This window comes from Colwellia sp. SU-HH00943 (genome assembly GCF_057546125.1).
In genome coordinates this window covers 850,164-865,789 of sequence record NZ_BAAJLW010000001.1, presented here as the reverse complement: position 1 = coordinate 865,789, position 15,626 = coordinate 850,164, and the positions used below count along the sequence as shown (strand labels likewise).

At 38.8% G+C, this 15,626-nt stretch carries 9 protein-coding genes; 6 read left to right on the top strand and 3 right to left on the bottom strand.

Annotation, left to right across the window (positions count from 1 at the left end; all coding sequences use genetic code 11):
- Nucleotides 1–57 precede the first annotated feature (57 nt).
- Nucleotides 58–3,075: a TonB-dependent receptor gene (locus tag AC27GZ_RS03755; protein ID WP_487093533.1), complete on the bottom strand. Its 3,018-nt coding sequence runs from the start codon at nt 3,073–3,075 to the stop codon at nt 58–60.
- A 465-nt stretch (nt 3,076–3,540) separates the two neighbouring features.
- Here AC27GZ_RS03755 and AC27GZ_RS03750 point away from each other — a divergent pair, with 465 nt between their 5' ends.
- Genes AC27GZ_RS03750 through AC27GZ_RS03735 form a run of 4 tightly spaced genes read left to right on the top strand, consistent with a single transcriptional unit; the run spans nt 3,541 to nt 10,666 of the window.
- A complete protein-coding gene (locus AC27GZ_RS03750; RefSeq protein WP_487093532.1) occupies nt 3,541–4,920 on the top strand; it encodes an MFS transporter in 1,380 nt (459 codons plus the stop codon).
- On the top strand, nt 4,913–7,306 hold the full coding sequence (locus AC27GZ_RS03745) for a GH36-type glycosyl hydrolase domain-containing protein (RefSeq protein ID WP_487093531.1): 2,394 nt from the start codon (nt 4,913–4,915) through the stop codon (nt 7,304–7,306). Before AC27GZ_RS03750 ends, AC27GZ_RS03745 begins: the two co-directional genes overlap by 8 nt.
- A gap of 5 nt (nt 7,307–7,311) precedes the next feature.
- Nucleotides 7,312–8,064, top strand: a complete 753-nt coding sequence (locus tag AC27GZ_RS03740; RefSeq protein WP_487093831.1) for a sugar-binding protein — start codon at nt 7,312–7,314, stop codon at nt 8,062–8,064.
- Between the two features lie 31 nt (nt 8,065–8,095).
- Complete coding sequence (locus AC27GZ_RS03735; protein ID WP_487093530.1) at nt 8,096–10,666, top strand: glycoside hydrolase family 3 C-terminal domain-containing protein; 2,571 nt, start codon at nt 8,096–8,098, stop codon at nt 10,664–10,666.
- Between the two features lie 107 nt (nt 10,667–10,773).
- Here the strand turns inward: AC27GZ_RS03735 and AC27GZ_RS03730 are convergent, their stop codons facing one another.
- Nucleotides 10,774–12,039 (bottom strand): glutamate-5-semialdehyde dehydrogenase, encoded by a 1,266-nt coding sequence (locus AC27GZ_RS03730; protein WP_487093529.1) that lies wholly within the window; start codon nt 12,037–12,039, stop codon nt 10,774–10,776.
- A 47-nt stretch (nt 12,040–12,086) separates the two neighbouring features.
- Nucleotides 12,087–13,184, bottom strand: coding sequence for a glutamate 5-kinase (gene proB / locus AC27GZ_RS03725; RefSeq protein ID WP_487093528.1), 1,098 nt, complete (start codon nt 13,182–13,184; stop codon nt 12,087–12,089).
- 225 nt (nt 13,185–13,409) lie between these two features.
- Between proB and AC27GZ_RS03720 the strand changes: the two genes are divergently transcribed.
- Complete coding sequence (locus AC27GZ_RS03720; protein ID WP_487093527.1) at nt 13,410–14,324, top strand: acyltransferase; 915 nt, start codon at nt 13,410–13,412, stop codon at nt 14,322–14,324.
- Between the two features lie 18 nt (nt 14,325–14,342).
- A complete protein-coding gene (locus AC27GZ_RS03715) occupies nt 14,343–15,581 on the top strand; it encodes a mechanosensitive ion channel family protein (protein WP_487093526.1) in 1,239 nt (412 codons plus the stop codon).
- Nucleotides 15,582–15,626: the final 45 nt, after the last annotated feature.

Sequence of the window (15,626 nt, the reverse complement as noted above, 5' to 3'; positions counted from 1 at the left end):
CGCAGAAGACTCTACGGCGGTTACTCTAGATTACACGAATTTTTCTATGAATCAAATTTAGAAAATTACGCGTGCACCCACAGTCCAACGTGCTTCATAAATATTCTGGAACGCTTTTTGATCCGGGAATTCTATGTAAGTTTGTTGGTACTCTTCAGTGATGTTAGAGCCGTTAACATAAAAACTAATCTCTTCGTTTAGGTTATATGTTGCGTTGAAATCTAACTGGGCATAATCATCTTGATAAAGTGATTGGCCACCTGTAGCACTGTTACCTGCTGTGATTAAACGTGGGCTACGAGCATTGTAGGCTAAACGCATAGAGAAGCTTTCTTGCTCATACCAAACAACAAGGTTGTAGGTATCTTCAGACATTCCGGCAAAAGGTAAATCTTTACCATGTACGTCTTTTTTCTCTTGCGAGCTATCACTGTAGGTATAGTTAGCATCAAGACCCATGTTATTTAACACGGCTACATCTAAGAAGTCGCTAAGTGCTAATTTAGTACCTATTTCATAACCAGCAACCTCACCACCTTCACCTTGGATAGTTGCATTAAACGGCCATGGACCACGATGTACACCATCTGAATCTGGCTCATCTATCATAACAACGGCAGATTCAGTGAACTCATCAATAGAGATACCGTAAGTTGCTAAGTAAACCATTGATGCATCGCCTGTATACCACTCAGCAGAAAGTGAGTAGTTATCTGAGCGCCATGGATTTAATTCAGGGTTACCGAGTAAATCACCACCGTTAACACGCATACAGTTACAATCATTATTGAAGGTTTGACCTACACGCTTACCTGCGCCCCATTGTGCTAAATCAAGAGCTTGCATGTTTTTAGACCAAGCGGCACGTAACACAACATCTTCTGTTACTGCATAGGCAAGGTTTAATGATGGTAAATAGTCGGTATAACTACGCTCTGTTACATTGTCACCAATATCTGGACCTAAACCTGAGTGAGGTAAGTTAGGGCCTACTAAGTTTTGCTTAACATAAAGATCAGTTTCAACCACTTTGATACCGAAGTTACCGGTTAGGGCTTCCCATTCAAAGTTTGCTTGGGCGAAATAGATGGTTTCATTTAAGTTAACATCGTATGTGGCACCACCATTTTCGGTACGTTGTACGTTACCAAATGTATCTTCATGCCATTGGCGTGGATTGCGGAAGTTTTCAGGGTCGATAGACCAAACACCTGGAATACCACTAACATTACCAAAGTCAGTTTGCCATGAAACGCTAGTGTGTTGATCTAAAGACGTTGGTGGTAATAATGTATATGGTGTCCATACACCACCAATATGTTCACCTGTGCCAGCTACTTCGTAACAAGGATCGCCATCTGCAGCACCATTATATGTTTGGTCAACCGCTTTCCATTGTGCGATATCACAGCCATTACCAAACTCAGAAGTGTAAGTAAATTGGTCATGATCTACTTTACGCTCACTTAGTCTTAAACCAAAATCAACACTGGTAATAAAACCATCGTCAAATTCATAATTCCATTTTGTGCTAAAGGTATTCATTTCACCTTTATCATCAGTGTTACCTTCTGATGAGAAAGCACCAATATGGTATGAATCAATATCAGCCATATAATCAGCAACAGTCATCATGCCTTTGCCGCCGTCAACCATCTGATCGAAGCCACCAAAAACAGGGAACTCACCAGAAGCATCATGAGAGATCAAGAATGAGTCATCTTGAATGCCATCAGAGAAGCTGCCGTAACAACCACCTAAGTCACCGACGATATCATCATCACCATCACAGTATTCAGCAGGTAAGAAGCCACCTGGGCCTGTTACTAGTGTACCTTCATCAATACTTAAGATATCACCTTCACCATAAGCATGACGCATTTTAGCAGTTGCACGTGCAAAAGTAGCACGAACTTGACCTGTTAAAGGACCACCGGTATCAATATTTAACTCTAGGTTAAAGTTATGCGAGATTTCTTCATTCACATTAACTTGAGTAAAGGTTTGCATACGGTAAGGGTTTAAATTAAAGGCATTAACACCTCGCCACTCATTACCGTCAGCATCGGTGTATGTATCACCCGTAAAGTTAGTTGCAAAACCGTAATTGTTGAAGTTTTGCCAGCGGTTATTGTGGTTAAAACCACGACGGGCATTAAAACGCTCTTGATTTGTGTAGAAATAATCAGCCGTTAACTCATAACCTTCCGCTAATTCTGCTTGGAAAGATACTTGGAATGCATCACGTTTACGCTCTTCTTGTTTATTAAAAGCGGTTAGACCGTGAGGAACAATATTGTGAGTCGATGAACCGTCACCAGGACTGCCCCATGCATGGTTGTTTTGAGTCCAGCCAATACCACCATTTTCAGAGGTGTCATTATGACCATTGTAATCGGTAGCTAGGTTAACTTCAGAGGTTATCGCAGAAACTAAAAGACCCCACTTTTCAGCGTTATAGCTAACTAGGCCATTAATGGTTGGGTCTGTTTCTTGGCTGATAGAGCCTTGAGTTACTTCTGCTGCACCTGAGAAGGTAAAACCTTCATCCATATCAAATGGACGACGAGTTTTTAAGTCGATTGCACCAGCAATACCGGCAGCTGTATCTTTAGTTGTTGATGATTTATAAACATCAACGCCCGAGAATAACTGTGCAGGTAAATCACCTAAGTCGGCACCCGAAGAGTCGATTGTTGTAGCACTGAGGAATACTTCACCATTCATTGTGGTGGCAACTTGAGGTAGACCACGAATTTGTACTGGACCACCTTCACCGGCAACACGTTCAACTTGAACACCTGAAATACGCTGTAGTGAATCTGTGATTGTTACATCCGGTAATTTACCAATATCTTCGGCGGCAATACCGTCTACTTGTGATGAAGCAAAACGTTTTGCGTTGATGCTTGCTTTAGAGCTGCCTCTGATACCAGTGACTTGTATTACTTCAATATCTTGTTCAGCTGCTTGATTGTTTACTTCTTCTGCAGATATTGCAGGCAATGTTGTTGCCCCCAATATAAGTGACAGGCTTGTTGCCACTTTGCTTTTAGCGAACTTTTTCTGAGCCATGTTTATCTCCCACCCAATTGAATCATCTTTTTAGTTATCTTGTTTTATTTTGATAAGCGCTTCCACCTATTATCAAGGTCCGTGTGTAAGGGATAGTCTGTCAACAAATGAAAGCGCTTACATTTAAATTAGTGTATTAAGTGAACAAGGTCAATAAATTTTTTAATAATTTTGTACAATTTTTTACATTTAGATTTAAAAAAAAATTAGATATCCTCGATGTAGTCAGAATTAATTAAATATTTATTTGTTTAAAAACATGTGGTTATATGATTGTTGGATTTGTTTTAGGAAGTTTCTATTGTCTTTATAAAAAAATTGAATTATTTTGTAAGCGCTTACATTTTTGGTTTGCTTTGATTAAAATGAACAAAGAATAAGCATTAACAAATTGACCAGAATTCAAGTTTTAAGTAAAAAAACAGCTAAATTTACTAAATAAATCATAAACAAAGGTGTTTACACGTGAATAATAATTTATCACTAAAAGAAAAAGTAGCTTATGCCAGTGGTGATGTGGCATCTAATTTTTATTGGCGCGTAATCGATGTGTTTTTATTTATATTCTATACCGATGTTTTTGGTATTCCTGCCGCGGCAGTTGGGACGTTAATGCTGGTGACTCGTTTGATTGATGCCTTTTCTGATCCTCTTATGGGGGCTTTGGCCGATAGAACAAAAACACGCTTTGGTAAATTTAGACCCTATCTACTGTGGGGAATAATTCCTATTGCTGCCGCAGGCGTACTGACTTTTACTGTGCCTGATCTAGATGAAGGCGGTAAGTTAATTTGGGCATATTGCACTTACATTTTTATGATGCTGGCTTATACCTTCATTAATGTACCCTATGGTGCATTACTTGGTGTGATTACCAGTGATACTCAACAACGAACTAGCTTAACAAGTTTTAGATTTATTGGTGCTTTTTCAGGGGGCAGCTTAGTTGCTTATCTTACACCTGAATTAGTGAAGTATTTAGGACAAGGTAATGAAGCCCTAGGCTGGCAGCTTACTATGGGGTTATATGGTTGTGCCGCAGGCTTGCTATTTGCGTTTACCTTCTACTCGACTAAAGAGCGAATTTCTCCACCTCCTGGACAAAAAACACCTGTGCTACAAGATATAAAAGATTTGGGCAGTAATAAACCATGGTTAGTACTGTTTGCTTTAGCACTGATCATCATGGTGACTATTTCCCTCAGAGCAAGTTCAGGTACCTTTTACTTTAAATATTACGCGCAGCGACCAGACTTAATTGGTAGTTTTGCCATGGTGTATATGATAGCGCTGGCAATAGGGGCAGCATCAACACCTTTATTAACCCGATTTATTGATAAGCGTCGATTATTGATGATCTTAATGAGTATAGTGACAGTGCTGTCTGTGCTTTTTTATTTTATTCCTAGTGATAACGTCACCATGATGTTTGTTATCCAAATTATGATTGGTTTAGCATTGGGTCCTAAGTCCCCTTTAGTTTTTTCAATGTATGCTGATACGGCAGATTTTTCTCAATGGCAAACGGGAAGACGGGCAACAGCGATGATTTTTTCTGCTGCAGCCTTTTCACAAAAATTGGGTGGAGCTTTAGCTGGTGCCATGATTGGTTGGTTATTAGCATCAATGGGTTATGTTGCTAACCAAGTACAAACAGGGGCTTCAGAGCAAGGCATTGTATTACTAATAAGTATTATTCCAGCAATTTTTGCTGGCATAGCGGTACCATTGATCTGGTTTTACCCTCTCAGTAATGAAAAATTAACTGAGGTGCAAAATGATTTGCAAAAAAGGCATGATGCACAGCAAGTGAATACTCGTCAGGAGGCTGCGATCAATGATTAATTGCTCTAAGCAAAAGTCGATAGTGGCTAAGCTTGATAGTCCCACCTGTTCACCTAAAGCCAGCGGTTTTTTATGGAATAAGAGCATGGTTCTACAAGTAAATTGTCGTGGTTATGTTAATGGACAATTTATGCAGCCCGAGCCTAGTAAATACTCTTATGCGCCCAATTTAGAAGAAAAAACATTTATTCAACCTGAGCATAGTTATTTTGCTCATCATCCAGGGCGCTTTTTTTACATTACTGATGAAGATAGTCAGCAATGTTTTTCTGTCCCTTTCGAGCCAATGCGTGTTGCGCTAGATAGCTTTAGTTTTCAGCAAAGTGCGAGTGACATCTCATGGTTAATTAAGCACCTTGATCTTGAAATTAACATAACAGTCAGTTTGACAGCCAAAGACGCAGTAGAACGCTGGTCATTATCTATTAACAATCTTGGCGACAGGCAAAGAAATATTAGTATTTACCCCTATTTTACTATTGGCTATATGTCTTGGATGAATCAAAGTGCAACCTTTGATGAACAACTGAATGCTATAGTTGCCAGTAGTATTACCCCCTATCAAAAAGTTGAACAATATTTTAAAAACAAAGATTTAAAAGAAAAGACGTTTTTTATTGCCGATAAGAAACCCGTCGCTTGGCATGCACAACAGGCTTCTTTTGAAGGTGAGGGGGGATTACATAGTCCTGATGCAATAAAACTAACTGGGCTGAATAATAAAGATGCGAGGTATGAAACGCCTGTAGCGGTTTTACAATATCGCGAGTCACTAGCAGCTAATGAAAGTATTGATTACCAATTTTTATTTGGCCCTGCCAAAGATAGTGCTGACATAGCACAACTTGCTAACCAATATTTTGGTGAGGAAAAAGCCCAACAAGCACAACAAGACTATGATGATTATATTGCCAAAGGGCAGGCGTGTTTAGAAGTTAAAACAGGTAATAACGAACTTGATGATTTTTTAAATCATTGGTTACCCAGACAAATGTTCTATCATGGTGATGTAAACCGCTTAAGTACTGATCCGCAAACGCGCAATTATATTCAAGATAATATGGGCATGTGCTATATCAATCCGAGTATTGCACGTGAAGCATTTGTTTTAGCCCTTTCTCAGCAACAAAGTAATGGTGCCATGCCAGATGGTATTTTATTGCATGAGCAAGCGCAGCTGAAATATATCAATCAAGTTCCTCATGCTGATCACTGTGTTTGGTTACCTATATGTATTTCGGTGTATTTAAATGAAACGGGCGATATTGACTTGTTTTCACAGCAAATTCCCTTTGCAGATTCAAAAACTAGCAAAACCTTTACTGAGCATGTTGAGTTGGCATTAGCATGGTTAATCAAGGCTACAGATCATCGAGGCTTAAGCTTGATTGAGCAAGGAGATTGGTGTGATCCCATGAATATGGTGGGATATAAAGGTAAAGGGGTCTCTAGTTGGTTGTCGCTTGCTACGGCTTATGCCTTAAATACTTGGAGTGATTTATGTGAGCAATACGGCTTAAATACGACGCTTAACAAAATTAATCAATATCGTGATGCGGCAAACGAGCTTAATCAAGCGGTGAATACTCACTTCTGGCATAACCACTGGTTTGCACGTGGCATTACTGATGACAATAGAGTTTTTGGCACTGCTGAAGATGAAGAAGGGAAAATTTATTTAAACCCACAAAGTTGGGCTATGTTAAGTGGTGCGGCAAGTGCATCGCAACAAAAGTTAATGATAGACGCGGTAACTGAGCACTTGATGACGCCTCATGGCGTGATGATGTTAGCGCCTAGCTATACCCATATGGTGGAAGATATCGGCAGGTTGACTCAAAAGCATCCTGGGGTTTCTGAAAATGGCTCTGTCTATAATCATGCTGCAGTTTTTTATGCCTATAGTCTGTATCAAGTAGGTGAAAATGACTTAGCCTTTGAGGTATTAAATAAAATTTTACCTATGGCAGAGCGTGCTGATAAAACGGGCCAATTAGCAGTATTTATCCCTAATTATTACCGAGGCGCTTACCATCAACTTCCTGAACAAGCAGGTGTATCTAGCCAATTATTCAATACCGGCACATTAGCATGGGTATATCGTTGTTTAGTTGAGGAGTTATGTGGGTTAAAAGGCGGTAATGGTGTTTTACATATTGCGCCTAAACTACCTACCCAATTAACTAAGATTTCAGGTACGCGGGTTTTTCGTGGAGCTAATATTCATTTCTCTATTGAAAAGTCCGCACGCGTTGTGAAGATTGAAAGTTACTTAAATGAAATGAGAGTAGCCAATAATCAATTGTCAGGCTTAAATGCAGGGCAAGAATACCAGCTCAGTATTGTGATACCACAACATGCTGATAAGTCCTTAAGTGAGGAATGAATGTGATGAAAATCCAAGGTTATTTATTACTATTGTTTTTACTTCATGGCACTGCTGTAGCTAGTAACACTTTAATGGCGCATAAAGCCCAAGCAAAAATTACTATAGATGGTAAAGCTAATGACAGTAGTTGGCAGCAAGCTAGCTGGCAACCTTTAAATCATTTGATTTTAGGACAAGCGCCAAGCAAAGAAGATTTTAGCGGACAATTTAAGTTACTGTGGGACAAGCAGTACTTATATTTACTCGCGGAAATAACCGATGATGTATTGTTTGATCAACATGCAGATCCCCTACATTTTTATTGGGATGATGATTGTTTAGAAATATTTATTGATGAAGATGGCTCGGGAGGAAATCATCAGTTTAATTTCAATGCCTTTGCTTATCACGTTGCCTTAGATAACCAAGCCGTAGATATTGGCCCTAACAATCAAGACGGCTCGACAAATTTTGTCTTACTCAATGATCACATTAACAGTGTTTGGAAACGCAGTGATAAAAAGCCAAATAAAGTGATATGGGAAGTCGCGATTTCAGTATTTGATGACAGTTTTTCACTGGAAAAAAGTCATCAACAACCCGTAGAGTTAACGTTAAATAAATCACTAGGCTTTATGTTGGCTTATTGTGATAACGATGGCTCTAAAGAAAGAGAACATTTTATCGGATCAACAGATATAAAAGCAGTGAATGGCGATAAAAACTTAGGCTATATCACCGCTGATGTATTTCAAAAATTAATATTAATAGAGTAGTCAAATTACTCGCAAGATAGAAGATTTATTTATGAATAAAACCATATTATCCAGTAGCTTAATGATACTTTCTTTGAGCGCATGCCAAAAAGATGAGCAAGCCAATGTACAAGCTGATTCACCAAAAACTGAAGTGAATCGTTTAGCCAATGTAGAGAAAGATGTCGAAGCGCTGTTAGCGAAAATGACCTTGCCTGAAAAAGTATCACTAGCTCATGCTAGCGGTAAATTTCACATTAATGCCATAGAACGATTAGGAATTCCAGAAATGTGGCTGTCTGACGGCCCTCATGGTGTTCGACATCAAATTGAAAGGCACAGTTGGGCATCGGCGGGCTGGACTGATGATCATGCAACCTATTTGCCGCACCTTACATCGGTAGCTGCTAGTTGGGATTTAGAAATGGCCTATTTGCATGGCCAAGTTTTAGGCGCTGAGGCAAGAGAGCGCAAAAAGGATTTTATTTTAGGGCCGGGTGTTAATTTAGCGCGTTTGCCACTTTATGGGCGTAATTTCGAATACATGGGTGAAGATCCTATATTGGCGGCAAAATTGGTGGTTCCACAGATCAAAGCCATTCAAGAAAATGACGTTGCTGCAACAGTTAAGCATTACGCTTTGAATACTCAAGAATTAAACCGCACAGGCGTTAATGCCAAACCGACTGAACGAACTTTACGTGAAGTATATTTACCTGCATTTGAGGCATCGGTTAAAGAAGCTGGCGTACTAGGTATGATGGGCGCTTATAATGAATACTATGGTACTAATGCGAATCAAAGTAAGCATTTAGTGATGGATATTCTGAAAGGTGAATGGGGCTATCAGGGTGTTTTATTGACTGACTGGAATGTTGATATCAATACCTATGATGCAGCAATGAATGGTTTAGATTTGGAAATGGGTACAAAAGTAGATGATTACCAAGATTACTTTTTAGCTAAGCCTTTTTTAACCATGATTGAAGAAGGAAAAATTCCTGAGTCAGTAGCTGATGATAAAGCAAGACGTATACTAAGAGTGCAACACACCATAGGTATGTATGATGAAAACCGTAAACCAGGTTCACGAAATACGAAAGAACATCAAGCTGCCGCACGCAAAATAGCTGCAGAAGGCGTAGTGCTTCTGAAAAATGATGCGGTAGATTCAAAACCGGTATTACCACTTAATCAGGCGGATATTAAAAATATTTTAGTGCTGGGTCCTAATGCTGATAAAAAACATGGTACGGGTGGCGGTTCATCTGAGGTTAAATCGCTATATGAAATTACGCCTTTAGCTGGTTTAAAGGCAAAATTTGGTGACAAGGTAAATATTCAAGTCATGCGCGCTAGAAGCAGCAAATTGTCTCCTATAGCCAGTGATTATGTTGCCAGCCGTCATTGGACGGGAACTCCTGCATGGAATATTTCTTACTTTTCAGATAACGCACGTAAAACATTACTTGAAGAGTCTTGGATTGTTGATTCGCAATTTAAATCAACTAAGCCAGAAGTCACGCAATACATTACTATGACGGCTAAAATCAAACCTTTAACCGCGGGTGAACACTTATTAAAAGTAGAAACATTAGGTGATTTTCAGCTGAAGATTAATGATGAAGTTGTCATTAATCACACTCATGATGCTGAGATAAAGCAAGCGTCAATGAATCACAGTATTAATCTCAATAAAGATGAAGAGTACAGCTTTGAAATCCAATATGATGGGCAAGCTCACTTTACCTTAGGTTGGAATGCACCGGGCGCCTTATTTGCGAGTGAAGAGGAATACCTAACGGCTGCTAAGCAGGCGGATGCGGTTATTTATTTCGGTGGTTTAAGTCACGGTGATGATAGAGAGTCAATTGATCGCCCTGATATGAAGTTGCCTAATTCGCAAGATGAAATTATTTCCAAGCTATTACAAGCAAATAATAAAACTATTGTTTTTTTAGTGGCTGGCTCTGCGGTGGAAATGCCATGGGCTGAGCAAGCTAATGCCGTTGTTTGGGGCTGGTACGGTGGTATGGAAGCCGGTCATGCTTTCGCTGATATTTTAACTGGTGAAGTGAACCCAAGCGGTAAAATGCCAATTACCTTACCTGAGAAATTGGAGCATACCGCACCGATAGCATTAAATGATTATAATGCAGTTGAGAGCTTATACACTGAAGGAGTTTTCATAGGTTATCGCTGGTTTGAACAACAAAATATCAAGCCGTTATTTAGCTTTGGTCATGGCCTTTCATACACACAATTTGAAATATCAAATGTTGCTTTGTCGAACACACAACTAAGTCATGGTGATGAACTAGTGGTGACAGCGACTGTGAAAAATACAGGTAAACGCGCTGGTGCAGAGGTAGTGCAACTTTATTTACATGATGTAGAAGCCAGTGTTGAACGTCCACACAAAGAACTTAAAGGCTTTGCTAAAGTGATGTTACAACCGGGAGAAAGCAAAACGGTAACCATTAACTTGAATCAAAGAGACTTTTCTTTTTGGGATGAAAAGACTAACGACTGGCTTGCTGAGGACGGGGAGTTTGAAGTTATGCTTGGTAATTCACTGGATAATATTAGCCAAACAGCCAAGTTTACTTTGCTAGCGAAATAAAAGTGTAGTGTAACTAATGGCCCGTTTTAGAGCGGGCTATTACTGTTAAAATAACAAATGCTGATGAAAGAGCTTAAATGAAGCTTAAGCTCTTTCAATATTCTCAGTTATTCTCTAACTTGTCCGTCACCATAAACAACAAATTTCTCTGTCGTTAAAGCTTCTAGCCCCATAGGCCCATAGGCGTGTAACTTACTAGTAGAAATACCAATTTCAGATCCTAAGCCTAACTGGTTGCCATCTGAAAAACGTGAAGAAGCATTTACCATCACAACCGATGAATTAATTTGACGAATAAAAGCTTGGCTGCGTGAAATATCTTGGCTGATAATCACTTCGGTGTGATCTGATGTGTAGTCATTGATATGGCTAATGGCTTCATCAAAACTACTGACCATTTTAACAGCAATTTCTTGCGCTAAATATTCAGCGTGGTAATCCTCAGTGGTTGCTAATTGCCCATCTGAAAAGTAATTTAGGCTTTTTTCACAAGCGTGAACTTTCACCTGTGCTGCTTCAAATAGCGCTTTAGCGGCTAGAGGTAAAAATGTCTCAGCAATATCTTGATGCACTAAAAAGGTTTCAAAAGCGTTGCAAGCACTTGGCTTTTGGGTTTTGCCGTTAACCAATATTTGAGTGGCTTTTGTTAGGTCTGCGTATTTATCAACATATAAGTGACAAACACCTTTGAAGTGTTGAATTACAGGTATGCGGCTGTTTTCACTTACGTAACGAATAAGACCTTCGCCCCCGCGTGGAATTACTAAGTCTATACTGTCACTTTGTTTTAATAGTGCTTCAATAACGCTACGGCTAGTATCTGGAATAACACTCACCACATTTTTATCACAGCCATGTTCTGTTAAAACATGATGCAAGCAGTTGGCTATTGCTAGGTTTGAATGAATGGCTTCTGAGCCACCACGTAAAATAACAGCATTTCCTGATTTGATGCACAGAGCCGCCGCTTCGGCAGTGACATTTGGGCGAGCTTCATAAATCATCGCAATAACGCCCAAAGGAATACGCATCTTGCCCACTTGGATACCGTTAGGACGTAAAGCGAGATTACTGACATCACCAACAGGGTCGGTTAATGCGACAATTTCTCTAATAGCTGAGCTAATATCTTTAACGCCTTGCTCTGTTAGTATTAACCTGTCTAGCATGGCTTGGCTTAAGCCTTTTTCTCGGCCGGCTTCGATATCTTTGCTGTTTTCATTAATAATCTTTGTACTGTTAGCTTCGATGGCATCGGCAATCGCATTTAACAGGGTATTCTTTTCAGCGCTAGTTAATTGCGCGGCGACGCGACTCGCTATTTTGGCATTGCTTGCCATCTGCGTCATGCAGAAGGAGGTTGAGTTACTCATATTGGTTTTAACCTTTAACTATCAAACGTTATCTTGCTATTTAAAGGCTACAAGATAACCATATCATCACGGTGAACAACGACATTACTTTGGTTGTCCCCTAAAATCTCACTAATATCATCACTGTGTTTTCCCATAATGCGTTTTAAATCACTATGGCTAAACAAACAAATGCCTTTGGCTATGATGGTATTATTTTGGTGATCGAGAACATTGACACAATCACCGGCTTTAAATTGCTTATCAACAGACTTCACCCCCGCGGGTAGTAGGGAAGCGCCTTTATTCACTAAGGCATTAACGGCACCACTATCAAGAGAAATTGAGCCCTGACTTTTTAAGGTATGTTTTAACCAATGTTTTTTGGCGGTAATAATATCTTTATCGGCAGCAAAGCGTGTACCTGGGTTTCGCTTGTCTAATAATGCCGTAAACACCTCGCTTTTGGTGCCGTTGATGATATAGGTATTGATGCCATGTTCTACGGCTTTTTCAGCCGCTTGAATTTTTGTTTTCATACCACCTGTTGCCAGGTGATTACGGCTAGTACCTGCCATGGCATATATTTCATCTGTGATATGTTCAATATCAGGTATTAGCACAGCATCTTTATTGATTTTAGGGTCTTTGGTAAATACACCATCAATATCACTTAAAATAAATAAACTATCCGCTTCACATACTTGTGCAACCAAGGCTGCTAGATTGTCATTGTCACCTACCGTTAAGTCTTCAGAAGTTAGGGTGTCATTTTCATTAACTATAGGTAGTACGCCATTTTCCAGCTGAATTTGAATAGTTTCTTTAATAGAGATAAAACGTCTTCTGTTATCAAGGTCACTTTGGTTAATTAATATTTGGCTGCAAGGAATATCAAAAAAGCGCTGCCAATTGGCCATCATCTTCATTTGTCCCACACTAGACATCGCCTTTTTTACCGAGACAGAGACTTTGGTACTGCCATGATGAATAATGCTACGTCCAGCCGCGACTCCTCCTGAGGATACAAGAATAATTTCTTTGCCTTGTTGTTGGCATTTGGTAATAAACTGCGCAATTGCTAACGTGTATTGACCACTGCAACCTGTTTTTGTTGGTGCAACCAAAGCACTACCAACTTTGATCACAGCTCGATTAAAATCCATTATTACTCCTAAAATAATTTACAGTTAAAGTATGCTAAATACTGAATAGTCATTCAACTGTTATAAGTAAATATGAAGCTTGGTTGCTAGAGCAATTTATGCACATCAATAGCTTTTAGGAATACATATAAGTATTGATTACGAATAACAATATAAATTCAGTGCAAAGCATGGTTAAATAGCACTAAGTAAATTTTATTAATCTTTTATCCAACTATTTATCGCATGTTACATTTTCTACCAGCGCCGCTCATTTTAATTCTTTCTTTTTGTTTTTACGCTATTAACACCCTGTTTTGGTTAATCCCTATTTTAGTGTTTTCGTTCATGAAAGCGATAATACCGTTAAACTTCTCTCAAAAAATATTCAGTTATTTATTGGACTTAATGGCGAGTAATTGGGTGGCAGTTAATACCATAAACCAAAAACTTTTTACTAAAATGGAGCTAAAAATTACGGGCTTAGAAGAGCTGAATTCGAAAGACTGGTATTTGGTTTTAGCAAACCATCAAAGCTGGGTTGATATTGTGGTTTTACAGCGTGCTTTACATGGTGAAATACCTTTCCTTAAATTCTTTTTAAAGAAAGAGTTATTGTATGTTCCTATTTTAGGTTTGGCTTGGTGGGCATTAGATTTCCCATTCATGCAGCGCTACACACAATCTTTTTTGAAAAAGAATCCTCATTTACGTGGTAAAGACTTGGAAACCACGCGAAAAGCTTGTGATAAATTTAAATATAAGCCGGTGAGTGTAATGAGCTTTATTGAGGGTACGCGATTTACTCAAGCTAAGCACGATAAACAAAATTCATCTTATCAGCATTTATTGAAACCTAAAGCAGGCGGTATCGCTTTTGTGCTTGATGCTATGGGTAAGCATTTAACCACGTTAGTTGATGTAACCATTTATTACCCTGAAGGTATTCCAACGTTTGTGGATTTTCTGTCTGGTCGAGTAAAGCGTGTGCATATTGAAATTCATACACAAAAGATCACTGAAGAGCTCAGTGGTGATTACATGAACGATCGTAATCATAAAATTGCTTTTCAAAAATGGCTGACACAATTTTGGCGTGAAAAAGATGTTAGGCTAGAAAGTATGAAACAAGATGCCATGAAAAATATGGATAAAAGCTAAGTAGAAATAGGAGAGAAGATGAATGAGCTAATTGTAAACTGGTTGTTAGCGCAAGGTGTAGCAAATAAACACCTTGAAATAGTAACTATGACTGTTGGTTTATTGATTATTTTTCTCATTGCCACTGTCAGTTATTATATTGCTAAAAACCAGCTGCTTGCTATAGCGCATAAAGTCATTATTAAAACTAAGAACACATGGGATGATGTGTTAATTGAGCATAATGTCTTAACGCGATTAGTCTTGTTGCTGCCCTTTGTCATCGTTTTATTTTTAACCCCATTAATTTTTACACATGATTTGTGGCTAGCTGAATTACTCATTTTATCGGCTAAAGTTGCCTTAACTATTCAAGTGGCGCGAACCCTAAGTGCTGTTCTTAATGTCAGTAAAAGTCTTTACCGTGAAACGGCAAAGCAAAAATATTTACCTTTAAACGCGATTATTCAAGTTATTAAATTAGCTATTTACTTAGTGACGACCATTATAATTATTTCGTTAATTTTAAACCGATCACCTATTTATTTACTCAGTGGTTTAGGTGCATTAACGGCTGTGTTGATCTTAGTTTTTCAAGACACTATTAAAGGCTTGGTAGCGAGTATTCAGATATCAGCTAATAAAATGGTAGTAGCCGGCGATTGGATTGAATTGCCCAAGTATGGAGCTGACGGTGATGTGATTGAAATAGGGTTAAATACCGTTAAAGTTGAAAACTTTGATAAAACAATAACGACTGTGCCAACGTATGCACTGATTAGTGATTCATTCAAAAATTGGCGCAATATGTATCATACAGGCGCTAGGCGAATTAAGCGTACTTTGATTATCGATATTGCCAGTATTGATTTTTATTCTTTAGAAAAAGTAGATTTTTTAGCTAACACAAGTTTATTGAAAGAATATTTAACCGATAAGAAGCAGCAGCTTGAAGTGGATAATAAAACACAAGTGCAACAAGCTAGCTTACATAAAATAGATACCCGCCAGTTAACCAATATCGGCACATTTCGCGCTTATATTGAGATGTATCTACATCAAAATCCGCATATTCGTAATGACTTGACCTGTATGGTAAGGCAGCTACCAGCAACCTCAAGTGGTTTACCTTTAGAGCTTTATTGTTTTGCTAATACGACAGTTTGGGGGGAATATGAAGCCATTCAAGCGGATATTTTTGATCACTTATTCGCCATTGCCCCTCAGTTTGATTTAAGGGTATTTCAACACCCAACAGGGTTTGATTGGCAAAAGTAAGTGAATACATACTTACTTTTTGGTAATTATACATATTCGTTTGAG